Below are 25,946 nucleotides of genomic sequence, written 5' to 3'. Positions count from 1 at the left end.
GTCAGGCCTCCGGGTCGCTGCGATAGTTCACGACCTGAAAGCCGAGTGGATTGATGGTGCGATCCTTTTCGTGCTCGGGGGCCGTGGTGAATTTGAAGGTGACGATCGCATTCCAGTTCTGCGCGACCGGCGTGTTCTGACCCATCGTGATGATTTTGCTGAAGCGCACCTGGGCGACGGTGGGGCTCAGATAGCTGATCGAGCGGATCGAGATCGAGACATAGCCCTTCTCGCCATAGACGTTCGATGGCGCGTTCTTGTTGCTCGATTCCACGCCCGCCAGATAGCGTCCACTTTCCGCCTGCTGGCTCATCAGCATCACGGTATAGGCGTTTTCGCGCGCGGCGTCGTTGAGCCAGCCCTCGCGCAGCCGCACATATTGCGCGATGAAATAGCGGTTCACTGCATCATCATAGGTACGGGGCTGGGGGCCCTTGAGGGCAGTGACAATCTCGGTTTCGCCGGTCGAGCGATCGACCCGGATGACATAGGGCACGACCGTCTTGAGCGGCATCAGCATCGCTATTGTGGCGATGGAGACCACGGCTAGCGCGCAGGCGCCCCCCGCCACCGTCCAGGCGACCCGCCGTGACTGGATGGCAGAGCGCATCCGGTCATATTCCCAGGTCCGGGCGGTCTCCAGATACTGCTCTTTATCCTCGGTTCTTACCGCGCGCATGGTCAGATCCCTTCCTCAGCAGCGGGTGTAGGAGCGTGCGATGTCGCGCGCGGATGTGTGGGGCGCCGATGGAGGGGCGTCCGTCCCGCCCTGATCCGGCGCAGGCAGAGGCCCACCGTTTTCCGGCGCTGGGGCAGGGGGCTCGACCGCGGGAGGCGGCGCCACCATGGATTGTCCGTGACCTTCGCTCTGGGCCTGCGACTGTGGCAAAGGCACCGGGAGGCTGGGCAGGATGGTGCCATAGAGATTGGCCGGGCGGCGATGTTTGCCGTCGCAGACGGGCGGCGGCTTGATGTGAGTCCCGGTGCATCCGCTGAGCACAGCCGTGCCCAACGCCACGAAAATCAGGCGTTTCATGAGTATCGTCCTTTATATGCCGCCTGTGACGGCCAGTCCGAAAGTCTTGTGCTGCCCCGGGCGGGTTAGCCGGTGCCCGTTCGGGAGCGCGAGACGCTCCCCCCGGCGGCACCGCTGGCGCCAGTTCGCCCGGCGCCAGCCCCACCGGCGAGGCGACGGAACATCAGGCGGTTGGCCGCCAGATTCATGCCTGTCTGAAGGAAGGCGTGCCCACCAGAGGAGGCGCCCCCGGCAATGCCCGAGGCGATGGATGGCGACTGGAAAAAGAAGATCGTGCCGACGATGTAGATCGCGCAGCAGGCGACCGTGGAGACGACCATCATGCCGGTGTTGAGTTCGGAGATGTCGCCCTCGGTCAGGAGGAAATTGGAGCCATCCCCGATCGCCCCCATGATGCCATCCATCGAGGCTTCCTGAAGTCCGGTAATGAATTTGGTCATGATCGCCATGACGACCATCAACAGGATGTAGTTCGAGGTCTGGCGTAGCCATCCATCAAACAGCCACCGCGATGAATTGAACAGGAGGCAGCCTAGCGCCAGCGGTGCCAGTGCAACGCAAATTGAGACGGCTAGCTTGGCGAAAATGACGATGCAGAACCCCACGGCAGCCGACAGGAACGCAAAGACGTAGAGGATTGCGATGCAGGCGTAGGTGACCAGCGCGGCCCTCAACTGGATCAAAGGCGTGCGAAAATCGGTGATGCCCTGAGAAGGCATCGCCTGGATGACGGCGTTTTCCTTCTCCATTCGCGAGGCCAGCTTGCCCGTGTCGGAGACATAGGTGTCAAAGGTGGTGCCGGGGTTGGTGACAGCCGTTCCCGATCCGGCGGCGATGATCTGTTGGGGGAGGTTGGTCGCCACGTTGACGACAAAGGTGGAATAACCGACGGCACTGGCGGCCGCGAGCGCGAAGCCGACCTTGCCTGCCTGAAATACCAGCTCGCGTAGCGGCGCCTGGATGGCGCCGCGCAAAACAGCGAACCCGAGCAAGAGGAAGTAGATGGTCGCGGCCAGCCCCAAAGGGGCGGCCACGAAGCTCACGAGGCCCGATCCGAAGCTCGATACGGCGGAGGCAATCGCGGATTCGATGTAACCATACATGGTCGTGAACAAGACCATGATGTTGACGGAGCTGGACGCCATGGGGCGGACCTCGCGCTAGGGCCTGGAGCTGTGAGCCCCTAGATGCCGTTCATCTTTTTGACCGCGAGAGAGCGCGTGGCCTCCCGCGTGGTGAAGCACATATTGTCCTTCTCGGCCGCCGGGAGCTGGCTGTATTCTCCCGTGTTGCACTTGCCCTGCCAGGTGCTGAGAAGCTGGTTGTCAGCCATGAGTTGCGCGGTGGTGGGCACCGCGACCGCTTCAGCGGCCTTCTTCTCACAACCACAGGCGGCAAGGGCGAGGCAGAGGACAAACAGTTTGCGCATGAATCATTTCCTCAATGTGTTGGCATCGTAGAAATTGCTGGCATTGCGCGCGGCACTTGTCTCGGCTGTTGAGATCGCGAGTTGCGTTTGTCCGCTCTGTGCCATCTGGATGGCCTGCAACTTGATCTGATCGTTCTGGAGTTGAGCCTGTTCGACCCCGATGCGGGCCTGAAGGTCCATCACATCCTTGGGGTCTTTGGCGCTGCTGAGCTGGGTACGAAGCTGTTCAAGGCCCTGCATGCGGGTCTGAGTGATGCTCAGCGTGTTTTGACCAAGCGCCGCCGTGGTGGCCGCTGTTCCGGTGATGTCGCGGAGCGCCTGATTATAGGCAGCGTCCGCGCTGGACGAAGACGAGGCGGAGATCGTGTAGCGTGCCTGGATCTGTGATGCCTGAGATCCAAGCGATCCGAGGCGGGACAGATCCCCGGCCAGCAACGTGGTCGCATCGATCGCGGTGCTGGGCAGAATGTTGCGCACCGTGGAATCGATCAGGCTGGTGGCGAGGGTGTTGACGTTGGTGAGCTTTTGCAGGGACTGGAGCTGGTTGGACATGGTGGTGATCTGGGTCGCGCCCTGCTCAATCATCTTGACGGTGTTGCTCACCGTCGCGAGGGCCTGAAGGTAGCCCGAGGCATCATAGACCGGGATGCCCTGGGCGGTGGCGGGCGCGGCATTGACGGTCAGCGCAACTGGCATGGCAATCAGCAGCGTGATGGGTATCCGCTTCATCTCAGCTTCTCCTCTCGTTCGCGTAAAAGAGCGGCAACCAGGCCGCAGGATCGTCGCCCGCGCGGGCGATGGCATCTTCCATGACGGACAGGGTTTCCGCGCGGCCTGACAGGACGGACAGTTCATCGCGCATCCCGCCCAGATCGAGCTTGGCCACGATGGAGGTATGCCCCTGCTTCACGAGGAAGCAGCGGCTCTCCGGCGTCAGATCCTCCTTGATCAGCCGAAACTCCGCCTCGGTTAGGCCCAGCCCCTCGCAATAATCCGAGTGCTTCGCGTCCGAGTTGGGCAGCAGGATCTTGGTGGCTGTCTGCTCGATGATGGAATGGGCGATGGAGGAGCGAAGCGCGTCCGCAGGCGACTGCGTGCCGAAGACCATGAAGGCGTTGCGCTTGCGGAAGGTCTTGAGGCCATCCTGCGCGAAGGCCCGGAATGCGTCATCCTGAAGAGCCTTCCAGAACTCATCAATGTCCACCACTACCCGCTGGCCATCCAGCAGCTCATCCACCCGGTGGAAGAGGTAGAGCATCATCGGCGTGCGGATTTCCGGGTTTTCGAGGAAATCGGTCATGTCGAAGCCAACAAAGCGTGCGGTCATCGATACCTCATCGACCAACCCGTCGAAGGCCCAGCCTAACGGCGCGCCCAGGCACCAGCGTTCGAGCCGGGCGCCGATCCCTTCCGCATCGGCATAGCCCAGCATCTCGCGCAGCGCGCCGATCGAGCGGGAGGCCGCCGGAAGACGCATCACGGCATCGAGGCCATCATCGATCAGCCGCTCTTCCACGACCGTGAGCGGTCGGCTGTCGCGCCGGACCAGCACACGAATGAACTGGCGCAGGAAGGCCATATTGTCATGCGTCGGCTCCAGCCCCTTGAGCGGGGCAAAGCCGGTCGGCTCGCCATTGCGCAGCGAGAGATAAGTGCCGCCGCAGGCGCGCACGAAGATCTCGGCGCCACGGTCCTTGTCGAAGAAGACCTGTTTGGCGCCCGTCTTTTCGAGCTGGGCCTGTAGGAAGTTTTGCAGCACCGTCTTGCCCGCGCCGGTCGGGCCGATGATGAGCGTGTGGCCGATGTCGGCGCGGTGGAAGTTGAACCAGAAGGACGAACCCGCGCGCGTCTTGAGCAACGTCACGGCATCGCCCCAATGGTTCCCGGATTTGCGGCCAGCGGGGAAGGTGTAGAAGGGCGAGAGCGCCGCGAAATTGCGGCTGTTGATGACGGCGGGCCGGGCCCGCAGTTTGAAGTTGCCCGGAAGCTGCGCCCAGAAGGCGGCCTCCAGCGCCACATCCTCGCGCGCCATCACCATGCCGGTGTCGGCCGCCGCCGCGCGGGCGATCGAGAGACGATCGAGCAGGCGGCGCGGATCTTCGTCCATCACGGCGATCGAGAGGTGGTGCTCGCCCATCACAAAGCGGTTGGCCATAAGATCGTCAACGCCGTCGAGCAGCTCCTCGGCCTGGCTGACGCCGGCATCGTCGGATGACACCATCTGCTTGTATTTTTTGGTGAAGCGCTCGCTGGCGATCGACTTGACCAGCGGCGCGAAGCTCTGGGTCAGCACATAGGGAAAGTCGAGCGTCAGCAGACTGTTGAACTGGCCGCTGCGCGTGGTGGCGACATACTCGCGCACGCCGAACATGCCGAGATAATGGCTCTTGTGAGGGAGCCGGATCTCGGCGGCCTCCTGCCCAAAGACGATGCGCGAGCTGTAGAGGGCCTGGCCGAGCCGCCCGTCCAGCAGGGGCACCCGGATGCGGTCGCCCGTCAGGATGAAATGCAGCACCTCCATCGGCTTGGAGAACAGGACGCCATTGTGATCGTAGAGGGATAGGCGTTCCGGGTTCGTCTCGGCCATCAGGCTTTCAAAATCGCGGCATTTGTCTTCCATGATCACCATGGCGCGGCTGTCGATCTCGGTGCCGGGCTGGCGCTTGCCGAACAGGCGGGAAACCTGATCGCCCGCCATGTTTGAGGGCCGCACGACGACCGTGACGTAAAACTCGTTGTGATAGAGCACTTTGTCCTTCAGCCTCTCAGCGTAGCGCTCTTGCAGCTTGCGGGCGAAGTCCGAGTGGAAAGAGCCGTCGAGCACTGGATCGGTTGCGGTCCGCACAAGGTGGGTCCACACCGCTACGCGATCGTCACCGATCGAGCGCCATGCGATGTTGAGCTTGTTGTGCCAGGTGTTGAGATCGGCGATGTCACAGGTCTCGAAGGGGCGTCCATCGACGCGGTACATCCGCATCAGGGAGCCATCCTCCAGTGCCACAACCGTCTCATTGAGATGACGGGTGTAGGGGATGAACTTGATGTCATCCGCCTCGCGCAAGGCCACCTGTTTGTGCAGGAGCTGGAACCTAGTCATTGCCGAAATGCTTCCGCTTGACGCCGGGCGCCAGGCGAACGGGAGCATAGCTCCCGCCCCCCCAGAACTTGCGATTTTTCGACAGGAAGACGGTCTGGAACCACAGGCCCCACAGCCGGAACGCATTGTAGTCGTAATGGACGATCATGCGCGCCGGGAAGTAGAGCGCCCCGAACATGGCGAGGGGGAAGAAGGGGTTATGCATCACCCCCCAGAAGGCCATGGACGCCATGATGATCGGCAGGATCGCTTCAAGCGGCAATCCCATGAACACCGATGGCCGGGTGAGGGCGAGGAACACCTTGTCTTCGGCGATCTTTTCCATCTTAGCTGCTCGATCCGCCCATCCAGCCAACGATGGTGGTGGCCGAGAAGATGATGCCGATGCCGACCAGTACCGTGACGGCCTTGCCCCAATCCATGCGGCCCGTGAGTTTGGCATAGCCCACCGCCATGATGGCGATGATGCCAACCACGGAGGCGATCGTGGTCATCCACGTCTTGATGGTGGAAAGGCCCGTCTCGATCGAGGTGCCGCCGCTCTGGGCAAGAACAGGCTGGGCGAGCGTCACGAGGGCTAGGGCCCCGGCAAAACCGATCAGATCGCGCGCGCGGCGGTCCGACATGATCCGCCGCGCGGCGGCACTGGAAACCTTCAAAGACCTTTTCATGGCAATCACCTTTCCATTTCAGGGGTGTGGACAGGTTCGATCTGGCGAACAGGTGTCGGCTCACGAACCGAGACATCCAGGCCGCGCCGCAGCACGTCCGAGATCATTTGGCGGCTTTCGAGATTGGCCGCGTCGATGCGGGGGGCATCGCCTTTGAACAGTTCGGCAATGTGGCGCTCCATCTCTTCCTGGGCTTTGAGCGCATTGGCGAGGCGTGGATCGTCGGCCTGCTTCTGGGCGCTGCCATTGAGGAACAGCTCGGCGAGCTCTTGCCCCTCGCTGCGCGCGCCGCTGGGCGTGCGGCGTTCCTGCTCGGCGCGGGATGCACGGATTTCCGGCTCGACCTGGGGCCCTTGCTCGCGGACGGGTGCAGCTTGCTGCGCCGCTGCTTCCAGCCCGACCAGACGGTGCAGATCCGGGGTCAGCTTCTTTCGTTCATCGGCGCCATCGTTGACCCAATCGGAGGTGGCGAGCGTTTTCCCGGACTGCGTATCCGTGATCGAGGTGTTCGTCTCGCCGCTGAAATGGGCCACCGCCAAAGCAGGGCTGTTGGTGTATCCGAGAACGACCGACGCCTGTTTGCGAACGTCCCACTGGTCGACCATGTAACGCCCGGCCTGCTCCAGCGGCGCGGGCGGCTCGTTGGTTTCCCGGGCAGCTGCCTGATCGGTTTGCGGCGCCGCGCTGGTGGCACGATCGCGGGCGATCTCGCCGGCGGCTTCCGCAACTTCCACGGTCCGCTCCACGTTCTCTTGAACGACAAGGCGATTTTCGTCTGTCGATTGCCGCGCCGTTTCGCGCTCGCGGCGCAGCGTGTCCTCCCGACGCTGGGCTGCAACCTGCTCCTGTTCCGCGAAGCTGGGTTCATAACCGCTGACCGTCAGACCGGCGCGCGTGCCGGCGGCCCACATCGCCTTGCGGAATTTCTCCGAGCCCTCGACATCCACCTTTTCCCAGCCATTGTGCTCTGCGAGCTTCACCAGACTGGCGACGGTCTCTGCGTCCTCTTTCCGGGCGACAACGCGCTCTCCTGTGATTTCGATCACAGGGTTCTTGCGGTCTCGAGGCAGGAACAAGCCGATGCGCGCGTCTTGCCCCTCAACAGCTTCGGCCGTTCTGACCGTATAGCGCGCCGCTAGATCTGCGGGGATCTTGACGCCGCCCGCATTTTCGGGGGCTTCTCGCTCTTTCCCCGTGGGGGCGATGCTGTTCTCTGCGCTCATTTGAACACCTCAACGCTGGCGTCGATCTGTCCCACCACCCAGCGCGGGCTATCGGCTGCCTGGGCGTCGGGCAGATTGGCCTTGCTGCCGGAAGGTGGTGTGACGGGGAGGGAAGGGGCGGCGGCGACCGCCCCGGTTACGGCGGCATTGGCCCAGACGCGGCGGACATAGCCATTGCGCAGCCCGCGCGTCATGGAGCCGGAATTGTAGAGCGAGTAAGTCGCGGAAATCGCGTCGAGCCCGGCATAGCTGCGGCTTGCCAGCGCATACCCCTCCTGGAGCACCTGTGAAGCGAGATGCAGATTGGTGCAGGGCTCGAAGGCCTGTTCGACGCTAACGCCAAGGCGGGCGAAATTGCCGGAGTTCACCTGCGCGAGGCCGACATCAACTGTGTAGCCCGCCGCCATATAGCGGCGGACGAGTGCTGCGGCCTGGGCGACTGACGCGGCCTGCACGCGCGGCCCCTTGTTGACGTTGATCTGAAGTGTGTTGCCCGCACTCTCCGTCACGACCAGCGGCACCACCGCCTCGGTGGCCACCTCCGGGGCGCAGCGCTGGGCGAGCTGCGCGATCATGGCCAGATCATAGATCACGGCGCGGTGGCCCCCACCGTGGGATTGTTGTTTGTGACAGTCTGATATTTGGTGTTCACCGTGTAGCTGGAGGCCGAACCGTCGGGGTTCACCACTTGCAGGACATAGCCGTCCTTGATCTTGCGTGTGGCGGTGGCCACGCCACCTTCAGAGCATGTCGGGAAGGACAGCGAGCGCCACAGCTTGAGAATGGGCGGAACGCATTCGGCATATTTCGTGGGGGAGCCGGGAGTGGCGAGGCAAAGGATGACCTGACATCCCCAATCCGACGCGCGGGCCTGTTGGGGCGCCGAAACTGTGGCGATCCCAGCCCCGATAAGGGCGAGGGCTCCGGTCACACCAGTAAGTCTGCCGAGAAAACGCGATGTCATGATCCATCTCCTTGGGACTGGCGCCACCGGGCCGAGGCAAACACGTCCCAGGCAGGCGGCGCTTTGGCGGCAAGATGCAGGGCCGGAGCGGGCGCGGAGGGCGCATCGGCCTTGGTGATGGACGTGACGGGGAGGGTGCCGGGCTGCGGCGGCGCGACGATCCAGTCTTCGTCACCCTCCTGTACGCCGGTGTGATCAATGGCTTGGCCTGGGCGGGCGAAGGCGACATGCCAGTGGTTGGCATGTCCAGGATCACCGGGCCCGAGCAGCTCAAGCAGGCGAATGCCATGAGCGGCCATCAAAGTGCGGATTTGCTCGCGGTTGATCGTCATGACCCCACCGGCAGGCACGAAATCGACGGCCTGGCCGACCTTGTGCCAGCTATGCAGCGCGCCGTAGCTGGCGTTCATCGGGCGGACGGTATCGGTGATCCGCGCGCCGAACGCCTGGCGCACTAGGGCGACCACGTCGGAAACCGCAGGCAATCCTGTTTCCGAGCTTATCGGAGCATCAGCCTCGACATGACCCAGCACGCAGGGACTGAAGACCGACGCGGGCGTTACCCCGTCTCTCTCAAAGTCCCGCCCATTGATACCAAGCGGCCCCGCTTCGAAATCAGCGCCGCGCGCCAGCAGATCGCGGACTGTGGCTGCCGCATCAGCGGCATTCGTCGGTTGCTGACGCAAGGTTGCCCCAGCATGGACGTTGATAACGTACAAGTTTTCGTTGGCAGGAGCGGGTACACCAGCGGCGATCATCCCCGCCGCGCAGAGGTGAATTGCCTTCGCCAAGAGTCCCGCTGGAAGCATCGGTTCGCCCTGTCTAACAGTCCCGTTTAACAGGTGACGTATGTAGACTGTCTTTGCAAGAGGGATCGACCACCTGTGCAAGGGAAGAGATCAGTTGCGGAACATGCGTTGCCTGACCCTTTCAGGGCATGTTGCTGCGCCACAATGTCTCGCTTAGAAGATGGGCCATCCCGCGAGACCGATCGTCGCTAGGTCCGCGCAATAATGAGGGCCTGTGCTTGACCACCGTTGTTTTTCTCGCCGAAGCGCCGGGCTCTGCCTCGTTGGAAGAGCAAAAAGAAGGGCTTGGGCCAGATGATTTGGCTGTCTTCGCCGGGAACAAGAGTTTGGCCCAACTCAGCGATCTGCTATACCAGGCCGGTTCACCGCTTCAGGCTGGTGATCGCGTCAAAATCCATGATTTCAACTGCATCTCTCTTACGACAGACATGATGGTACGCGCGCTCACCAAATTGCTGAGCGAGGGCGTGACGATCGAGGTCGTTGCCGCAGGTGTTGTCATTGAGCCAGGCTCGGCACCGGCAGCGCTTTTGCTCGCCGGTCTCGAAAGGCACTATCGGCACCTACACGCCCTCAAAGCGAACCCTGAGAAAAAGCGCCAGCCCGTCATCAAGCCTGAGCAAATGCCGGCGATCCGCAAAAGACTGAGCGCTCCAGGCGCTACTGCGGCTTCGGTGGCGCAAGAGCTGGGGATCGGGCGCTCGACCTTATTCCGCTATCTCGAACGCTTCGGCGATGATGGTGGTCTCAACCGGCCCCATCAAGCTAAAAAGGGGCGTTCCCAGAACGCTGGCGATTAACGCCATATCGCGCAGGGTGATGCGGACCCAGCGCCCATCAAGGATATGCTCAACCCGTTTGGCAGGCAGTTCAGATCTTGTGGCAAGATCCGTGGGCGTCAGACCGAGTTCGGCGAGCATGCTGCGCGCACGCTCCCCGAATCTCTGACGCAAAGCGACCCCGTCGTCCACACATGCTCCTTATCGCTGCGGCGATACGCCAGACAAAGTGCGACCATCTTATGGGTTGTGCAGAAAGTATCTTAGGTTGTTTGCGCCGCAGCAAACGGCTTCGTCCCGAAAAATATTCGGTTGATCGGTTTATTGATTTTCGTTCGCATCAGGCTGGGGGCGGATCATATCCCAAACTTCAAGGTCCACGACCTTGGCCAGCCTGACCATCATATCGAGGGTCGGATTGGCTTTGGCGTTTTCGACCGTCGAAATGTAGGCAGCGGTGATGCCCGTTTGCTCAGAAAGCTGCGGCTGCGTGAGACCCAACTCTTCCCGGCGCTTTTTAAGGCGCGCGCCGAAACGAACAGCTTCAGGCTGGACCACATCGTCCAGACGCAAGATTTTGGTCATCGGGTACTCGGACTTGGGTGACCGCAACGGCGCAGCCTCGCTAAACAGCGCCGAACATAGGGCGCTGGGCGCGTGGGCGCAAAATAAATTGTTTTACAGCGAGGAAGTCTCAATTAATTGACAGTTACAGAGACTGCCGTTTACCCTGAGCGTCATGGGTAGACCTCGATCCAAGACTCCCGTTCTGACGGTCAAGGAGTTGGTGCAGCAGCAACGGTCCGGTCTCTATGCTGCCGGAAACCGCAATCTCAACATGGCTGTATCAGTCCAAACGCTGGCTCAGATCGATAGGCTCAAGCGACTTTATCGCCTCCGCTCGCGCGACGCCATTGTCACGCGCGTCATCGCCGCAGTCATGTCGAGCAGCGAGCCGGACCGCTTTATAGAGCGAGCGGCGGCCTCTCCTGACACGCACTATCGCTGGATCTCGCCCATCATCGGACTCGAATTGATCGATTTTGTGAAGGCCGTGCAGGCGCGTTTTCGCAGCATGAGCCTGGGTGGGGCCTTCGAGCTGATCTTTGCCGAAATTGGCGAGGATCTCGCGATCCGAGAGGCGCAACTCACCCTTGCGATTGCGGAACCATGCGGCGCGCGAGCGCCTGTGGCAGATGTTTCCAACCGAAGGAAGGATGGGCCGTGAGCACATAAACGAATGCCCGGCACAAGGCCGGGCACCCATGAAGTTAAGAGGCATCGTCGCCAAACGATGCACGGTTGCCTTCTGGCTCTAACAACACCTTCCTCTTAGCCGAAACCGACGCTTTCTTCAAGGGTGCGCGCCCGCGCCACGGAAAAGTTGTGTCTGCTGACGGCCTCTCGCATGAGAGGACGAACGATGGAGCTTACCCTGAGAACGCCGGCATCACCGGCAGATTCAGTGATCGAAGGGCTGCGGGGGCAAGGTGTGTCCGAAGCAGACATACGCATGGCGCTCAATTTTCAGGAAGCGCAGCGCAAGGCAGGGGCGCCTGTTCTCCCCTTGCGCGTCATTTGCGGCCTTGAGGCTGTCCAGCGGGAAACTGGCCAGATCACGCATGCACAGGTGCTGGCCGCCACACCGCAGCGGCGCCGGGGGAAGGGGAGCCTTCACATCACCCGTAATCCAGTCTGGGCGCAAAGCGTGCAGACGGGGAGCGACGAGGAGGCCGAGTTCGCCTCTCGCCTGTCCCAAAAGATGCGCGCGCGCCTCGTGATAGCGGGTAAACGGGCGATGCAGCTCGGCCGCGCGCTGGCATGCAAGGCGAGGGCTGGCAGCCAGGTGCTGAGTGAGCGGGAGCAAAAATTGGTCTGCTACACGCCCTCGTGTCAGCAGATCCTCACCGAACTTCTCGACAATGAGAAATTCCGCAAAGGCTGGTGCATCCCGGCTTATGAGACAATCATGGCGTGGACGGGCCTGTCCCGCAGTACCGTCTATCGCTCGCTGCGCACCCTGGCCGACATCGGATTAATCGAGTGGATCAGGCGTTTTGTCTATGAGCGTGACAGCGAGGTTGGCGCGCGATCGACCCAGACCTCAAACCTCTATCGCTTCCATCTGCCGGAATGGCTGGAAAAGCTGGTGGGCCTGTTCGTGCCGATCCCGGACGATGCACAGGCGCGCCGCGCGAGTGCGGAAGAGGACCATGCCAGCATGCTTGCGTCCCTGTTGCCCGCCGAGCGCGCCCGGTCGATGCCAGCGTGTGCCTCAGCGCGCGCACACCTCATTGCGGCAGGCCTGCGCCTTGATCGCCGTGTGGCCGCCGAACACTACGCCCGTGAGTGTCATGATGGTCTTCCTCCTCCCCATAAGAATTTAATTTATAAAAGCGAGAAAGGTTGAATGGGCCTGGTCGGCCCATGCGTTACCCCCTGACGGGCCGACCTATCGGCAAAGCGGCGACTTTGCTCGCCAAACCAGCGCAGACCTTGAGGTCGGGACCGTCGCCTTACGGCGCCGGAATGCTCCCCAGAGGGAGCAAAGCGACGGCATGGCGCAAAAACCGCTGGCGTCCCACTTGGTCTATATTGTATACGGGACTCATGACCAACACGCCGGAAACCGCCGCGCGCCAGATCGTTCGAGATCTGAAGGGCACATGGCACCGCAAGCATGGGATGGTGCGCTGCCCCGCTCATGCAGATGGGCGCGCCTCGCTCTCGGTGACGCCCGGCCGGCAGGCTGTGCTGTTCCACTGCTTCGCGGGCTGCAAACAAGATGCGATCCTGGCGGCGCTGCGGGATCTGCGGCTCAATCCTTCGGTGCGCGGCGCAAATGTTGAACCAGAGAAACCGCCACGCGACCTGATGCCGCTGGTGGCGAGCATCTGGGGCATGGCGCGGGCAACGCCCGGAACTCCCGGCCAACTCTACCTCGAACGGCGTGGTATTGGCGGTGTGCCGTCGGCGCGTTTCACCCCGTCGGCTCTGACTTATGAAGGCGGGCGCAAGCTCCGCCTGCCGGCGCTGCTCTTGCCCATGTATGAGGGCCCCCTGCTGCGCGCTTTGCTGCGGATCTTTCTCGACCCGGATGGACAGAAAGCGCGATGCCTCGATGGAGCGAAACGGACGCTGGGCGACACGCATGGCAGCGTGATCCAACTCGGCACACCGCCAGACGAGACCATGAATCTGGCCGAAGGCTTTGAGGATGCCCAATCCGCGATGGACCTATGTGATCTGCCCGGCTGCGCGGCGGTGTGCGGCGTCGAGCGCTACCGCGAGATCTACATCCCCGACCATGTTCGGCGCGTGGCGATCTACTCGCAGCATGGCAAGGCCGCGGCCAAAGGGATCGAGCGCGGGCGTGAAAATCTGACCGCTAACGGGCGGACGCTCGACATCGTTCCGCCGCCGCCAGGCGGCGACTGGAACGACGCGCTTATGGCTAGGCTGGCGCCGCGCGCGTGAGGGCTCGTGCGCTTCTTGGCGGCGGGGCGATCATCATCTTCGTCATGATCCACCAGCACGATGCCCTGCGGGCAACGTCGGCACCGGGTGGGGACTGCGCGCGGTTGGTGCCTGCTTCGGTCTGCCGAGCTGGCGGCGGCCTAGCCGCGATTGCGCGCTCGCCACTATGGCGGGGAGCGCCGGTTGGGCGGCCCCTGCCGCCTTCATCATCCACAACCCATGGAGACGCACATGCCCCAGAACATCGCGGAATTTCGGATCATCGGCCGGATCGGCAAGATCACGCTGCGCGATAAGGTTGCCTATGTGCAGGTGGCGTCCAACTATAACCGGCGCGACGGGGAAGGGTGGAAGACCGACACGCATTGGAACAGCGTAACGGGCTTTTCCAACGTCCGTGAGCAGATGGAGGCTGTCGAAAAGGGCGACCTTGTACATATCACCGGACGGGTCCGGGAGAGCAGCCATGGGGAGGGAACCGAGGCTGCCTATCGCACAGAGTTGATTGTTGACAGCTTTTCCGTGCTGGCAAGGGCGGCGAATGAACAGTAGGAACCCTACTGCCGATCTGCGTTTTTGCCGCAATTGAGTTTTCGATGTTCCACCGGCCAGACTAAGGTCAATACGACCCTCCCATGTAGTTTGGCCGGTGGGGCGACCATATTGAGCATGCAATCAAAGCGGCGCGCCGAGGGTCAGCTGACCAGATTCCCTTTGAGAACGGTCTCCCCCAGAGCGTCTATATCAACGGTCAGCATCATGGTTGGTCGAGCAAAAAGTCGGCATAGACAGGATAATGATCGGAAGCTCGGCCGGCGGTCTTCTGGTCGACCGTCCCATAAATCATAGCCATGGCTGCCAGTTTGGGAGAGGCCAGCAGATAGTCTGATCTGAACTCTACAAATTCGGTTGCGGGAAAACCGGCACCAGGAACAGTGCGGCGGCGGTCACCGATCGATGCGCCCAGATCGACAAAGCCTGCCTGAAGCAGCGTTGCAATCGGGCTGCGATCCATCCAGCCATTGAGGTCGACGTAGCGCGCCCGAAAATGGGCAGGCAGCCTATCGAGATCGGTCGGCTCCGGATCGCCCGGTGCCAGAGAATTGAAATCTCCTCCCACGATGGCCAGTCCATTCGCGTCGGCATCATTGTAGAGATAGCTTACTTCGCGCAGGCGAACCGGCGTGCCGTTCGGACAGAGATGAACACTGACGACCGTGAGCGGAGCGTCCAGGCCCGGCACCCGCAGACTGGCCCTTGCCGCCGCGTGGTGGAAATGCGCTGAGTCGGGTTCAAAGGACAGGATGTCGACGTGGGGAGCCACCATCACGCCCACGTTCTGACCGGTCCTCGGGGCAGCCGCCACCAAGGCGCGCAACCCGAGTGAGCGCTCCAGATCGTAAAGACGGGCGCTGCCATCATCGAGAAAACCCTTAAGTTCCTGGATCAACAGAATGTCAGGAGCAGCCTCGCGGATGATGTCGCGCTGTAGGCGCGCCCTGGTGTCGTCTGCGCCGTCGAAGCCGCCAAACAGGGTATTGTAGCTCATGATGCGCATGTCATGCCTCCGCGCTGAGATGTTCGGACCGTGCCGCTGTCCAGACCTGCTTGGCGGCATCGAGATTGAGCCAGGCGATCACGAACCCCACGATGATGTCGGGCCAGATCGACAGGGTGAGGGCGGTGATCCCGCTTGCCGCGATGATGCCGATGTTGGCCAGCACGTCGTTGCGCGCCGAGAGAAAGGCCGCCCGCGTCAGACTGCCGGCGTGATGGCGATAGCGGGCGAGCAGGAAGGCACAGCCCAGATTGATAACCAGCGCGCCTCCGCCCGTCAGACCCAGAACCAGAGGAGAGGGGACGACAGGCGCCGATAATTTGTGCCACAGCGTCCAAAGAAAGGCCAAAGCAGGGAGCAGCAGAACAAAAGACAGGAACATGCCCACCCGGGCGCGGTGTTTGAGAGACCAGCCTAAGGAAGCAGAGATCAGCAGATTGACAGCAGCGTCCTCGAAAAAGTCCGCGCTGTCGGCCAGGAGGGAGACCGAGCCGATCAGCTGGGCAACGGTGAATTCAACCCCGAAATAGGTGAAGTTGGCGAACGCAACGATCGCCACGGCATCGCGCAGGCGCGCGTCCGGCTGTGTCATCGCACAATCCCTTTGGCTATGAGCTGCCCGGCGGACAGCCTATCGGTTTTCGTCCTGCGCCTCGAAGACCTGGCGGGCATAGGTATCGAGCAGGACCTCACACTGGGCGAGGCGCCTGGCGGCTTCGTCCTTCAAATGCCCGCCATAGAAGTCGAGCTTGGTGATCTTGGCGATCCAGGACCGCAGTTTCTTGAGGTCCTCATCGTTTTCCTCAAGCTCGGCATAGGTGAAATGCTCGTCAGCCGTCTCCTTGGCGATTTCAGCCTCGAAGTCGGCACATTTTCCTAGAAATTCCCGGTACTCCTCGTCGCGGTCGGCACGGAAGCGGGCGATCACTTTCTCTTCCTGAGCCGTGTCCAGTCCCATGGTCTCGAGCAGCACCGACTCCCCCTCGAGGGAGGCGATCTCATGCTCCAGCATCTTGAGGCGGCGCAGATGATCGTCGGTGCGTGGCAGCAGGCACACCCCGTTCTGGAGATAAACCGCGCCCATCGCCTTGATCTTGCGCCATACGCCGACCCTGCCACGAGCCGGCTCAGCGGGGACTTTATACGTCAGGAGTATCCACGAGATTGTCGTCATGAGTCGGATATAGATGTAGCGGTAGTTACATGTCAAATATTCACAGCGATTAATTTCACTGTGCGACCTGCCGGGAGAACGGACTGCCAAAGCTGGCTGCATTGCCAAGCTCGCGCTCGATCGCCATCAGCCGGTTGTACTTGGCTAGGCGCTCCCCCCGACATGGCGCGCCGGATTTGATCTGTCCCGCGCCTAAAGCCACAGCAAAATCGGCAATGAAATCATCGGTTGTTTCGCCTGAGCGATGCGAAACCATGGCGGCCCAGCCTGCCTGCTGCGCCATGCGCGTGGCCGCGATCGCTTCGGTAACAGTGCCGATCTGGTTGAGCTTTACCAGCAGGGCGTTGACGGCGCGCTGCTCGATGGCCCTGGCAATGAAGCGCGGGTTGGTGACCAGCAGATCATCACCCACAATCTGAATGCGGTCGCCCTGCGCCGTCATCTGGTTTTGAAATCCCTGCCAATCGTCTTCGGCAAAGCCATCCTCAATTGAGACGATGGGGTAGGCATCGATCCATCGCCCGTAGAGCGCCAGCATGGCAGCGCGGCCCAGATGGCCTTTGCCTGAGCGCTCGAGATTGTAGCTGCCATCGCCGCCAAAGGAGGAGGCTGCGGGATCGAGCGCGATCGCCACATCCTCGCCCGGTCGGAAGCCGGCGGCGGTGATGGCCTCGACGATCACCTCGCAGGCGGCTTCATTGTCGGGCAGAGCGGGGGCAAAGCCGCCTTCGTCGCCCACCGAAGTTGCCAGCTTTCGATCATGCAGGATCTTGCGCAAGGCGCCGTAGGTTTGAGATCCGTAGCGCATTGCCTCGGCAAAGCTGGGCGCGCCGACCGGCACGATCATGAACTCCTGAAAGTCGAGGCCACTGTCGGCATGTTTCCCGCCGTTGAGCACGTTCATGCAGGGCATGGGCAGTTGCCGGCCACCGCGATCACTCAGGCTCGCGTAGAGCGGCAGCCCGATGATCTTGGCCCGCACTCTGGCTGCTGCCATCGATACGCCCAGGATGGCATTGGCGCCGAGCCTTGCCTTGTTGTCAGTGCCATCGAGATCGATCATGGTCTGGTCGATTGTCTCCTGGTCATCGACAGCCATCCCGCGCAGCGCCGTAGCGATCTCGCCCTCAACATGGGTGATGGCCTTGCGCACGCCCAGGCCGCCATAACGCGCCGGATCGCCATCACGCAGTTCGACAGCTTCATTGGCTCCAGTCGATGCCCCTGACGGTACGGAGGCGCTCGCGCAGGTTCCATCATCAAGGCGAAGGGTCACCTGCAAGGTCGGGTGGCCACGAGAATCGAGGATTTCAAGAGCGCACAGATCGGCGATGGTCGGCATGCGGTATTCCTTAGATGAGGGTGGTGCGTGCAACGATGCGACTGGTGGCAGCGAGCGTGTAGACGAGGGCTTGCCCCGTCGCGATCTCCAGGTCTTCGACCTGGCGGGCATTAAGGCCGTCCAGCGTCATCGCCAGGGCCCGCAGGCTGTTGCCATGCGCCACGACCAGCACCGGGCCTTCACTGAGTACGGCAGGAAGAATGTCGGTCACATAGGCGCAGAGCACGCGGGCGGCGGTATCGCGCAGGCTCTCGCCGCCGGGCGGCGCAATGGCATAGGAGCGGCGCCAGATCCGCACCTGTGCCGCGCCGAATTGCTGCCCCGCATCGGCCTTATTCATGCCGGTGAGCTGACCGTAATCGCGCTCGCGCAGCCCAGGGAGGGGAGCCGGCGTAAGATGCTTCAAGCTGAGGCCTTTCGCGATGATCGATGCGCTCTGGACACAGCGGGAGAGGGGCGAGCAGAAGATCCGCGTTGGAACCAGTCCGGCCTCATGGAGGCGGCGGGCGGTGTCTTCGGCCTCTGATTGCCCCTTGCGGGTCAGGGCCACATCATCGCCGCCGGTAAAAGCGCCTGCGGCATTGGCGGTGCTTTGCCCATGGCCTACCAGGATCAACCGCATCGGTCAGTGGGCCAGCAGCAGCGGCAATTTGGCGGCCGCCAGCAAATGCCGGGTCGTACCGCCGGCGAGCCATTCAATGATCTCCCCATGACGATAGGCGCCCGCCACAATGAGATCCGCGCCCAAAGCCTGCGCTTCGCTGGCGATCTGCTCGCCGAGGTCGCCTTCGCCCCGGGCGACGATATGCAGCTCGGGCGTGATGCCCAGCGCCTCAATGTCGGAGATCAGGCCGGTCGCCGGATCATCCTCGCTCCCGATGCGCAGTGCTGTCACCCGCGTTGCCTTACGCAGGATCGTGGCCGACCCGGCAATGGCGTGCTCGGCGATCTCGGTGTTGCTCAGGGCGACCACCACATGATCGAAATGCTTGCGCTTGCCTGCGCGCCAGTCGGCGGGAACCAGCAGCGTGGGCTTGCCGGAGCCAAAGATCGCGGCCTCAAGCGCATCGGAGCCGTCCATGCTCCCCTCGCGCGCCATAACGATCACCACAACATCGGCCTGCGCCGCCTCGGCCTTCACGGTCTCGGCTTCTGCGCCGACTACTGATTTCCATTCGACCCTGGCGGCATCCTCATGGGCATCGGCAAACCAGGCGGCATAGGCGGCGTGGACGGCGGCCGATCGCTGCTGGGCGCTTCCTTCATGACTCTCGCGCAGGCGCTGGATGTCGATTTCCTCGCTGGCGGCGACCAGCCTTTCAGGATCGACCTCGACATTGAGCGCCTCGATCTGGGGAACATCGGCTGCGCGAGCAAGGGTGGTGGCAGCATCGAGACAGGCAGCGGTGCCGTCCGCGCCCACGAGTATGGCCAGAAGTTTCATGGCATCATTTCCTTATGAGTTTTTCGAGGCCTTCGGGCGCGTTGAGCCCGACCCAGACCGCAATGAGACACAGGAAGACCGAGAGCAGGACATTGGCGCCAGCGCGCAGACCCTCGCCGGTTTCAAACAGGGTGATGGTTTGCAGGCTGAAAGAGGAAAAGGTCGTATAGCCGCCACATAGGCCCACGATCAGAAACAGGCGCATGTCGGGCGAGACCGGAAAGCGCCCATGCGCGTCAGTCGCCGCGGCAAACAGGCCAATAGCAAAGGAGCCGGTCACATTGATGAGGATGGTGCCCCAGGGCATCGTTTCACCCAGACGCGCCGTGACCAGCAGATTGAGCCAGAAGCGCGCCAGCGTGCCCAGCGCGCCACCGATGGCGATCCAGATCGAGGTCATCAGCATGGAAGAGCAGTCACGGCAGGCTTCATCACAAGTCTCCCAGCGGGAGGCCCGGACGCAAGCCTACCCGCATCAAGATTGACGCAAGGTAGGAGTCATCAGCCTTTGCGGCGGTTATCGGGGGAACTCCATCCCCATCAGTCATCGCAACGTACTGGATCGCCATTGGTTTCCGCAAGGATGAATTTTTTGCATTTTCCTTCCTGTGGCATCTCCGGGCGTTGACAGGGCATTTTCCCAACGGCATATCGTCGGCCACGGTAATGGATTCTGCCGGGCTCTCGCGCCGAACTGCCTCGCAAGGCTGATGACTCCTACTTGTTGCCTTAACGGCAAGAGGAGGAATTGTGCGCGCGACGTTTAAGAATCTGATTCACGCCTTCAACATTCGCATGTTTCTGCGGACCCAGCATGGCCATGCCATGTCGGTGTTGCGCTGGACGCTGCTGCTGGTGCCGATGGCCATCGGGGTCGGCACACTGTGCGCGGCCTTTCTGTGGAGCCTGGATGTCGCGACACGCGCGCGGTTCGCTCACCCGTGGCTGCTGTTTCTGCTGCCGGTGGGCGGCGGCCTGATCGGGTTGCTCTATCATGCGCTGGGCCGCTCGGTGGAAGGTGGCAACAACCTCATCGTCGAGCAGATCCACGAACCAGGCGGCGGTGTTCCGCTGCGCATGGCGCCGCTGATTTTCCTGGGCACGGTTGTCACCCATCTACTGGGCGGTTCAGCCGGACGCGAAGGCACCGCCGTGCAACTTGGTGGCAGTCTGGCCAGTGCTGTGGCCAGCAGGTTCCGGCTCGATGCGCCCAGCATTCGCATCCTGTTGATGGCAGGCATCGCGGCCGGGTTTGGCGCGGTGTTCGGCACGCCAATGGCAGGTGCGGTCTTCGCGCTCGAAGTGCTGGCCGTCGGCCAGGTCGAGTATGTAGCGCTGATTCCTTGCCTGGTGGCCGGGCTTGTGGGCGACTGGACCTGCCAGAGTTGGGGCATCCACCACACACCCTATCACATCAGCTTCTCGGCGGATCTGGCCGGGGAAGGGCCGCTTCAGCCGCTGCTGCTCGGCAAGGCAGCAGTGGCAGGCGTTGCCTTCGGTTTGGCGGGCTTGCTGTTTGCCGAGGCCAATCACGCTCTTGGGGGGTGGTTGAAACGTGTCCTGCCCTATGGTCCAGCGCGTCCGGTGGTCGGCGGTATCGCGGTGATCGCGCTGACATACCTCTTGGGCACGCGAGCCTATCTGGGCCTTGGCGTGTGGTCGCCCATTTCCGGAGACCCGACCATCGCCGGGTTCTTCACCGGGCCGGTCGATCACTGGAGCTGGGCGCTCAAGATCCTTTTTACGGTCGTGACCCTCTCTGCAGGCTTCAAGGGCGGCGAGGTCACACCGCTCTTTTTCATCGGTGCCGCGCTTGGCAATGCCTTGGGCGGTCTGCTGGACGCTCCGATCGATCTTTTTGCGGGGCTGGGCTTCGTGGCGGTGTTTGCCGGGGCGGCAAACACACCTCTGGCCTGCACGCTGATGGGCATCGAGCTGTTCGGCGGTGCCAGCGCGGTGCCGGTCGCCGTGGCCACCTTCGTGGCCTATCTCTGCTCGGGCCATAACGGCATCTATCTCTCGCAGCGCATTGCCATTCCCAAGCGGCGCCATCCCTTGCTGACGCCGGGCATGACCTTGCGGGACGTGCGCTCTGCCCGCCCCTCGCGTTTCAATCGCAAAGACCCATCGCCCGCCAGCCCTCCCGTGGCCGAGTTGCCGCTGGCCTTTGTCTCGCTCGACGAGGATGAAACCATGTCCGACACCCATGTCATCACGCCGAGCGAGATCGGTATGATCCGCATCTATCTCAAGCCACGCGATAAGGCGGGGCCTGCGACCGCGCGCAGCCTGTGGTCCTCGCGCCCGCTCTATCGTGAGCTGGTGCGGCAGGCCAAGGCCGATGGCATCATGAATGCTGTGGCCCATCACACCCACTACGGCTTCAGCAATCACGGCGCGTTACAGGGCCGGGAGGCCGAGATGATCAACCCGCACCTGACGATGTGTGTGGAACTGATCGGGCCGCGCGGTGAACTCGAAGATTTTTGTCGTCGCCATGGCGATCTGCTCGCCAATAAGGTGATCGTCTACAAACATCTCGAGCATTGGAGCGTCGGGCGGGGCGAAGATCCGACTGTGTGACAGTATCGGGTCAAAACATTGCACATTGATAACTGGCCAACGCCTGCAAGACATGGCCATGCCATCGTGACCTATCTCTGCCTTCCCCTCAATTCACTGCACCAGAGGTTCTGATGACCATGCTTGATATTTCTCGCCGCGACGCGCTGATCGGCCTGTCGGGCGCTGCCGTTGCCGCGACCCTGCCCCTGACCAAAGCCGCGGCTGCCGCGCCGTCGCTCAACTTTCTGGTGATGGGCGACTGGGGCCGCGAGGGTGTGTCGCATCAACGCGATGTGGCGGGCCAGATGGGGCGCATCGCGCAAAGCGCGAACGCGCGCTTCGTGGTCGCGGTCGGTGACAATTTCTATGAGAATGGCGTTGCCTCGGTCCAGGACCCACAGTGGCGCAGCTCATACGAAGACGTCTATGTGGCGCCTTCCCTGCAAAAGCCCTGGCACGCACTGCTGGGCAATCATGACTACAAGGGCACGCCGCAGGCCCAGATCGATTATACGGCGCACAGCAGCCGCTGGAAGATGCCCGCGCGCTATTACCAGCTGTCGGGTGCCGATTACGGCATGCCGGCGGTGGACATGTTCATGCTCGACACCTCGCCGCTGGTCCACAGCTACCGCAAGAATGTCGAGAGCGTCATCGCGAAGAATGTCGCCAGCCAGGATGTGGCGGCGCAGTTGGCTTGGCTCGATCGCGGACTGGCCGCGTCGCGCGCGCCCTGGAAACTGGTCTTCGGCCACCACACCATCTATTCGGGTGGCAGCACGCATGGCAACACGCCCGAACTGATCGAGCAGGTCAAGCCCATCCTCGAGCGTCACGGCGTGCAGGCCTATATCAACGGTCACGATCACGACATGCAGCACATCCGGGTCGGAGCGATCGATTACATCTGCACTGGCGCGGGCTCCGAGGTGCGCCCGGTCTCACCCATTGACGGCACGCTGTTCTCGCTGTCGCGCTCTGGTTTCTCCCATCTGGCGCTGTCGCAGGATGCGCTGGCGCTGGAGTTCAGGGATTACACTGGCGCACAGGTCTATGCCGCTTCCATCGCCCGTGAACGACATGCTCGGGCGGCTGCGGGATGATGGGAGACAGCTGGTTCCTCGGCCCGGCGATCCTTGGCCTCGTCGAAGGGCTGACCGAGTTCATCCCGGTGTCCTCAACAGGCCATCTGATCCTCGCGGAAAGGGCCATCGGATACGATGGCCCCGAAGCGGGCATTCTCGATGTCGTCATCCAGGTCGGCGCGATCCTGGCGATCTGCTGGCTTTACCGCCAGCGCTTGTGGAATGTGGCACGGGGCCTGCCCTCGGACCGCGATGCACGCCATTTCGTTCGCAACATCCTGCTGGCGTTTGTCCCGGCGGTGGTGGTGGGCGGCATTGCGCACGACTTTATCAAGCGTGTGCTCTTCTCGCCCTATGTAGTGGCCATCAGCCTGATCTTCGGGGGCATCGCCATTCTCGTGATCGAGCGCTGGCATCTGCGGCGGGCCACCACGGGCGTTGACGCGATGACGCCATCGCTCTCGCTCGGGGTTGGCCTTTGCCAGCTCCTGGCCTTGATCCCCGGCGTGTCGCGCTCGGGATCAACGATCATGGGCGGCGTCGCGCTGGGCATCGACAGGAAAACGGCGACAGAGTTTTCCTTCTTTCTCGCCATTCCAACCATGTTCGGGGCGGCGGCCCTCGATTTGTACAAGAACCGCCTGCTGATCCACAGCGATGAAGCCGCCGCCATCGCGGTAGGCCTCATTGCGTCGTTTCTTGTCGCGCTCGTCGTCGTCAAATGGCTGGTGGGTTTTGTCGGGCGGCACGGCTTTGTGGTGTTTGGCTGGTATCGGATCGCCGCAGGCCTCCTTGCCCTGACCCTGCTGTCCCACAGCTGACCGTAGAGCCTCCACCAGACATGCCTCTTGTCATAACGACCAGCACTGGACCCCTATCATGACCGAAGCCGGCACCTCATCCTCCTGGCTGCTCTGGGCGCTGCTTTCCGCGACCTTCGCGGCGCTGACCGCAATCTTCGCCAAAGTCGGGATCGAGGGCATCAATTCCGATCTTGCGACTTTCCTGCGCACGATCGTCATCATGATCGTCCTGGGCCTGCTGCTGGCCATGACGGGCAAATTCCAGTCGCTCGGCACCATTGGGCCCAAGAGCTGGCTGTTCCTGGTCCTTTCCGGGCTGGCAACCGGCGCGTCATGGCTGTGCTACTTTCGTGCGCTCAAGATCGGCGATGCCGCGCGCGTCGCGCCGATCGACAAGCTGAGCGTGGTCATTGTCGCGATCCTCGGCGTTACCGTGCTGGGCGAGCACCTTTCCGCGCGGGGCTGGCTCGGCATCGTCCTGATCGGTGCTGGAGCGATCTTCGTCGCCACCGCATGACACATCCCTTCCATCCTATCCCTGGAGAAACGCCGTGGGCGTGAAAAAACAAGTCCTTTTCGGTCTGATGACGGCCACTCTGCTGGCCTCGACCTCCTCTGCCATCGCGCGGGCGACGCCTCATCCAGCGGCGAACCGCCCGCACAACGTCATTCTCTTCGTGATGGATGGCCTGCGCGGCAAGATCGTCGACCAGACCACGGCCCCCGAACTGACCCGGCTGCGCGACGAAGGGGTCTATTTCCCCAACAGCCATTCGGTCTTCCCGACCTTCACCACCGCCAACGCCTCGGCGCTGGCGACGGGGCATCAGCTGGGCGACACGGGCGATTTCAGCAACACGATCTACACCGCTCATCCTTTTGCCAGCGCCAATGGCAGCGTCACGCCCTTCCTTGAAAATGATGCCGTGCTTGGCGAGGCCGACCAGACCTTCGGCGGCAATTACCTTAACGAAACCACGGTTCTGGAGGCCGCTCGCCGTGCCGGCTATGGCACTGCCGCGATCGGCAAGCTGGGTCCGGCATTGATCCAGGACCATCTGGCTCGCGATGGTGCGTCCTCCATCATCGTTGATGACACCACCGGCCATGAGGGTGGCATTCCCCTCTCGCCGCAGGTTCAGGCCGCGTTGCAGGCGGCGGGGCTGGCGACGGCAACCCCGAGCCGGGGCGCGAATGGTCAGTCGGGCACGGCCACCACCCCCGGCACGCACACGCCCAACACGGTGCAGCAGGACTATTTTGTCGAGGTGGCGACGCGCATTGCGCTGCCCATGCTCAAGGCACGCCACGCGCCCTTTGCGATGGTCTTCTGGTCGCGCGATCCCGACGGCACGCAGCACAATCAGGGTGACAGCCTCAACACCATCACGCCGGGGATCAACGGCTCCTCGACGATGGCGGCCATCCGCAACGCCGATGGCGATCTGGCCCGGCTGCGCGCTGCGCTCAAGCAATTGGGCTTGGCCGACACCACCGACATTATCGTCACCTCCGACCATGGCTTCTCGACGATTGCGCGGCAAAGCGCGACCAGTCCGGCGGCAAAGGGCAGCTATCCCGATGTCCCCAAGGGCATGCTGCCGCCTGGCTTTTTGGCGATGGATCTGGCCTCCGCACTGGGCCTGACCATGTTCGATCCCGAGGCGCAAGACACTCAGGTGCCCGCCGAAGCGCATCCGAGCCGGGGCAATGCACTGCTGGGAGCCTCGGCTGCCCACCCCGATCTGGTCGTGGCGGCCAATGGCGGTTCCGATCTCATCTATGTTCCGGGGAACGACCGCGCTCTGGCAGGGCGCGTCGTGGCGGCTCTCCTCGCCCAGGATTACGTGAGCGGTGTGTTTGTCGATGACCGGCTTGGCGCGATCGCCGGAACCCTGCCGCTTTCCTCGATCAACCTGATAGGCCGGGCCGCTACGCCGACACCGGCCATCGTCGTCAATTTCCGCTCCTTCACCACCGGTTGCGGCATTCCCACCAACTGCCAAGTGGAGATCGCAGATACGACCTTGCAGCAGGGGCAGGGGATGCATGGCAGCTTCGGGCGCGGCGATACGCTGAACTTCACGGCGGCGATCGGGCCTGATTTCCGGCATGGCTTTGTGGACAGCGCGCCCGTCAGCAATGCCGATGTCGGCCGAACTTTTCTGCATCTCCTGCATCTGGCGCCTCCCTCTTCCGGTAAGCTGGTGGGCAGGGTTGCGCTTGAGGCGATGCCGGGCCAGCCCATGCCTAAGGCCTCAAGCGCGACGATCCGCTCTGTGGCAGGCGCGGCCGGTCTGCAAACCGTGCTGCGCTATCAGACGGTCGGCACAGTTCGCTATCTCGATACCGCAGGTTTCGCCGGACGCACCCTCGGCCTGGATGCTCAGCCGGGAGCAGGCAAATGACACTGACAAAGCGAATGGCCAAGGAGATCGACACCATCTCTATACCACGCGATGCCCGCACGACATTGCTCATCCCGCAAAG

31 protein-coding genes and 2 riboswitches are annotated in these 25,946 nt (G+C 62.5%); of the genes, 10 read left to right on the top strand and 21 right to left on the bottom strand.

The genetic code is table 11. The features are described 5' to 3' along the window. Position 1: 1 nt before the first annotated feature. From SR3_RS18315 to SR3_RS18260, 12 genes are all read right to left on the bottom strand, one after another. A complete protein-coding gene (locus tag SR3_RS18315; protein WP_068089515.1) occupies positions 2–679 on the bottom strand; it encodes a virB8 family protein in 678 nt (225 codons plus the stop codon). A gap of 15 nt (positions 680–694) precedes the next feature. After that, on the bottom strand, positions 695–1,036 hold the full coding sequence (locus tag SR3_RS18310) for a membrane lipoprotein lipid attachment site-containing protein (protein ID WP_068089513.1): 342 nt from the start codon (positions 1,034–1,036) through the stop codon (positions 695–697). A 65-nt stretch (positions 1,037–1,101) separates the two neighbouring features. Beyond that, positions 1,102–2,157 carry a type IV secretion system protein gene (locus SR3_RS18305; RefSeq protein WP_068089605.1) on the bottom strand — a complete coding sequence of 352 codons (1,056 nt, stop codon included), beginning with the start codon at positions 2,155–2,157 and terminating at the stop codon, positions 1,102–1,104. A 62-nt stretch (positions 2,158–2,219) separates the two neighbouring features. After that, a complete protein-coding gene (locus tag SR3_RS18300) occupies positions 2,220–2,465 on the bottom strand; it encodes a hypothetical protein (RefSeq protein ID WP_068089510.1) in 246 nt (81 codons plus the stop codon). A 3-nt stretch (positions 2,466–2,468) separates the two neighbouring features. Continuing rightward, positions 2,469–3,194 carry a type IV secretion system protein gene (locus tag SR3_RS18295; protein ID WP_068089507.1) on the bottom strand — a complete coding sequence of 242 codons (726 nt, stop codon included), beginning with the start codon at positions 3,192–3,194 and terminating at the stop codon, positions 2,469–2,471. A gap of 1 nt (position 3,195) precedes the next feature. Beyond that, positions 3,196–5,562, bottom strand: coding sequence for a VirB4 family type IV secretion/conjugal transfer ATPase (locus tag SR3_RS18290; protein ID WP_068089505.1), 2,367 nt, complete (start codon positions 5,560–5,562; stop codon positions 3,196–3,198). Further along, positions 5,555–5,887 carry a type IV secretion system protein VirB3 gene (locus SR3_RS18285; protein WP_068089502.1) on the bottom strand — a complete coding sequence of 111 codons (333 nt, stop codon included), beginning with the start codon at positions 5,885–5,887 and terminating at the stop codon, positions 5,555–5,557. The genes SR3_RS18290 and SR3_RS18285 overlap by 8 nt, the downstream gene beginning before the upstream one ends. Before the next feature lies 1 nt (position 5,888). Continuing rightward, on the bottom strand, positions 5,889–6,233 hold the full coding sequence (locus SR3_RS18280) for a TrbC/VirB2 family protein (RefSeq protein WP_068089499.1): 345 nt from the start codon (positions 6,231–6,233) through the stop codon (positions 5,889–5,891). Positions 6,234–6,238: 5 nt separating this feature from the next. Next, on the bottom strand, positions 6,239–7,456 hold the full coding sequence (locus SR3_RS18275; RefSeq protein ID WP_068089496.1) for an LPD7 domain-containing protein: 1,218 nt from the start codon (positions 7,454–7,456) through the stop codon (positions 6,239–6,241). Next, positions 7,453–8,049, bottom strand: a complete 597-nt coding sequence (locus tag SR3_RS18270) for a lytic transglycosylase domain-containing protein (protein WP_068089495.1) — start codon at positions 8,047–8,049, stop codon at positions 7,453–7,455. The genes SR3_RS18275 and SR3_RS18270 overlap by 4 nt, the downstream gene beginning before the upstream one ends. Further along, positions 8,046–8,420: a hypothetical protein gene (locus SR3_RS18265; RefSeq protein WP_068089492.1), complete on the bottom strand. Its 375-nt coding sequence runs from the start codon at positions 8,418–8,420 to the stop codon at positions 8,046–8,048. Before SR3_RS18265 ends, SR3_RS18270 begins: the two co-directional genes overlap by 4 nt. Further along, entirely contained in the window at positions 8,417–9,211 is a 795-nt protein-coding gene (locus SR3_RS18260) for a lysozyme family protein (RefSeq protein WP_245653977.1), read from the bottom strand. Before SR3_RS18260 ends, SR3_RS18265 begins: the two co-directional genes overlap by 4 nt. A gap of 236 nt (positions 9,212–9,447) precedes the next feature. On the opposite strand from SR3_RS18260, the gene SR3_RS18255 reads away from it, so the two are divergent. Then, entirely contained in the window at positions 9,448–10,029 is a 582-nt protein-coding gene (locus SR3_RS18255; protein ID WP_084455695.1) for a helix-turn-helix domain-containing protein, read from the top strand. On the opposite strand, the gene SR3_RS32820 is transcribed toward SR3_RS18255, so the two are convergent. Together SR3_RS32820 and SR3_RS18250 are read right to left on the bottom strand one after the other, a co-directional pair. Beyond that, on the bottom strand, positions 9,937–10,149 hold the full coding sequence (locus SR3_RS32820; protein ID WP_407668178.1) for a hypothetical protein: 213 nt from the start codon (positions 10,147–10,149) through the stop codon (positions 9,937–9,939). The two genes, SR3_RS18255 and SR3_RS32820, sit on opposite strands and share 93 nt — an antisense overlap. Before the next feature lie 180 nt (positions 10,150–10,329). Beyond that, entirely contained in the window at positions 10,330–10,593 is a 264-nt protein-coding gene (locus SR3_RS18250; protein WP_068089486.1) for a helix-turn-helix domain-containing protein, read from the bottom strand. A 202-nt stretch (positions 10,594–10,795) separates the two neighbouring features. On the opposite strand from SR3_RS18250, the gene SR3_RS18245 reads away from it, so the two are divergent. The 4 genes from SR3_RS18245 (at position 10,796) to SR3_RS18230 (ending at position 14,037) form a co-directional block, all read left to right on the top strand. After that, positions 10,796–11,236 carry a hypothetical protein gene (locus SR3_RS18245; RefSeq protein ID WP_174549163.1) on the top strand — a complete coding sequence of 147 codons (441 nt, stop codon included), beginning with the start codon at positions 10,796–10,798 and terminating at the stop codon, positions 11,234–11,236. Between the two features lie 195 nt (positions 11,237–11,431). Then, positions 11,432–12,418 (top strand): helix-turn-helix domain-containing protein, encoded by a 987-nt coding sequence (locus tag SR3_RS18240; protein ID WP_068089483.1) that lies wholly within the window; start codon positions 11,432–11,434, stop codon positions 12,416–12,418. Between the two features lie 200 nt (positions 12,419–12,618). Beyond that, a complete protein-coding gene (locus SR3_RS18235) occupies positions 12,619–13,485 on the top strand; it encodes a DUF7146 domain-containing protein (RefSeq protein WP_084455699.1) in 867 nt (288 codons plus the stop codon). A 231-nt stretch (positions 13,486–13,716) separates the two neighbouring features. Further along, positions 13,717–14,037, top strand: coding sequence for a single-stranded DNA-binding protein (locus tag SR3_RS18230; protein ID WP_068089480.1), 321 nt, complete (start codon positions 13,717–13,719; stop codon positions 14,035–14,037). A gap of 205 nt (positions 14,038–14,242) precedes the next feature. On the opposite strand, the gene SR3_RS18225 is transcribed toward SR3_RS18230, so the two are convergent. Genes SR3_RS18225 through crcB form a run of 7 tightly spaced genes read right to left on the bottom strand, consistent with a single transcriptional unit; the run spans position 14,243 to position 19,409 of the window. After that, positions 14,243–15,043 (bottom strand): endonuclease/exonuclease/phosphatase family protein, encoded by an 801-nt coding sequence (locus SR3_RS18225; RefSeq protein ID WP_068089477.1) that lies wholly within the window; start codon positions 15,041–15,043, stop codon positions 14,243–14,245. 1 nt (position 15,044) lies between these two features. After that, complete coding sequence (locus tag SR3_RS18220; RefSeq protein ID WP_068089474.1) at positions 15,045–15,635, bottom strand: cation transporter; 591 nt, start codon at positions 15,633–15,635, stop codon at positions 15,045–15,047. A gap of 39 nt (positions 15,636–15,674) precedes the next feature. Beyond that, positions 15,675–16,217: a Chromate resistance protein ChrB gene (locus tag SR3_RS18215; RefSeq protein ID WP_068089471.1), complete on the bottom strand. Its 543-nt coding sequence runs from the start codon at positions 16,215–16,217 to the stop codon at positions 15,675–15,677. Positions 16,218–16,272: 55 nt separating this feature from the next. Next, on the bottom strand, positions 16,273–17,559 hold the full coding sequence (eno, locus tag SR3_RS18210) for a phosphopyruvate hydratase (protein WP_068089467.1): 1,287 nt from the start codon (positions 17,557–17,559) through the stop codon (positions 16,273–16,275). 10 nt (positions 17,560–17,569) lie between these two features. Then, positions 17,570–18,181, bottom strand: a complete 612-nt coding sequence (locus SR3_RS18205) for a 2,3-bisphosphoglycerate-dependent phosphoglycerate mutase (protein ID WP_068089463.1) — start codon at positions 18,179–18,181, stop codon at positions 17,570–17,572. 3 nt (positions 18,182–18,184) lie between these two features. Then, positions 18,185–19,003, bottom strand: coding sequence for a universal stress protein (locus tag SR3_RS18200; RefSeq protein ID WP_084455694.1), 819 nt, complete (start codon positions 19,001–19,003; stop codon positions 18,185–18,187). A 4-nt stretch (positions 19,004–19,007) separates the two neighbouring features. Next, a complete protein-coding gene (gene crcB / locus SR3_RS18195) occupies positions 19,008–19,409 on the bottom strand; it encodes a fluoride efflux transporter CrcB (protein ID WP_245653976.1) in 402 nt (133 codons plus the stop codon). Positions 19,410–19,488: 79 nt separating this feature from the next. Next, positions 19,489–19,551, bottom strand: a riboswitch (Fluoride riboswitch). A 105-nt stretch (positions 19,552–19,656) separates the two neighbouring features. After that, positions 19,657–19,730: riboswitch (Fluoride riboswitch) on the top strand. A gap of 23 nt (positions 19,731–19,753) precedes the next feature. Here crcB and SR3_RS18190 point away from each other — a divergent pair. The 5 genes from SR3_RS18190 (at position 19,754) to SR3_RS18170 (ending at position 25,864) form a co-directional block, all read left to right on the top strand. Then, positions 19,754–21,586: a DUF190 domain-containing protein gene (locus SR3_RS18190; protein WP_084455693.1), complete on the top strand. Its 1,833-nt coding sequence runs from the start codon at positions 19,754–19,756 to the stop codon at positions 21,584–21,586. A 113-nt stretch (positions 21,587–21,699) separates the two neighbouring features. Next, positions 21,700–22,671 carry a purple acid phosphatase family protein gene (locus SR3_RS18185; RefSeq protein ID WP_068089460.1) on the top strand — a complete coding sequence of 324 codons (972 nt, stop codon included), beginning with the start codon at positions 21,700–21,702 and terminating at the stop codon, positions 22,669–22,671. Continuing rightward, positions 22,668–23,474 carry an undecaprenyl-diphosphate phosphatase gene (locus tag SR3_RS18180; RefSeq protein ID WP_068089457.1) on the top strand — a complete coding sequence of 269 codons (807 nt, stop codon included), beginning with the start codon at positions 22,668–22,670 and terminating at the stop codon, positions 23,472–23,474. Before SR3_RS18185 ends, SR3_RS18180 begins: the two co-directional genes overlap by 4 nt. A gap of 58 nt (positions 23,475–23,532) precedes the next feature. After that, positions 23,533–23,973: an EamA family transporter gene (locus SR3_RS18175; protein WP_068089454.1), complete on the top strand. Its 441-nt coding sequence runs from the start codon at positions 23,533–23,535 to the stop codon at positions 23,971–23,973. 40 nt (positions 23,974–24,013) lie between these two features. Further along, the gene (locus tag SR3_RS18170) at positions 24,014–25,864 is read left to right on the top strand and encodes an alkaline phosphatase family protein (protein WP_068089587.1); all 1,851 of its coding nucleotides are present in this window, start codon (positions 24,014–24,016) and stop codon (positions 25,862–25,864) included. Positions 25,865–25,946: the final 82 nt, after the last annotated feature.

Origin of the sequence: Novosphingobium rosa NBRC 15208 (assembly GCF_001598555.1) — a bacterium.
In the GTDB taxonomy this organism is placed as follows: domain Bacteria; phylum Pseudomonadota; class Alphaproteobacteria; order Sphingomonadales; family Sphingomonadaceae; genus Novosphingobium; species Novosphingobium rosa.
Note: the sequence above shows the minus strand (reverse complement) of the source record. Positions and strands in the feature narration are given on the sequence as shown.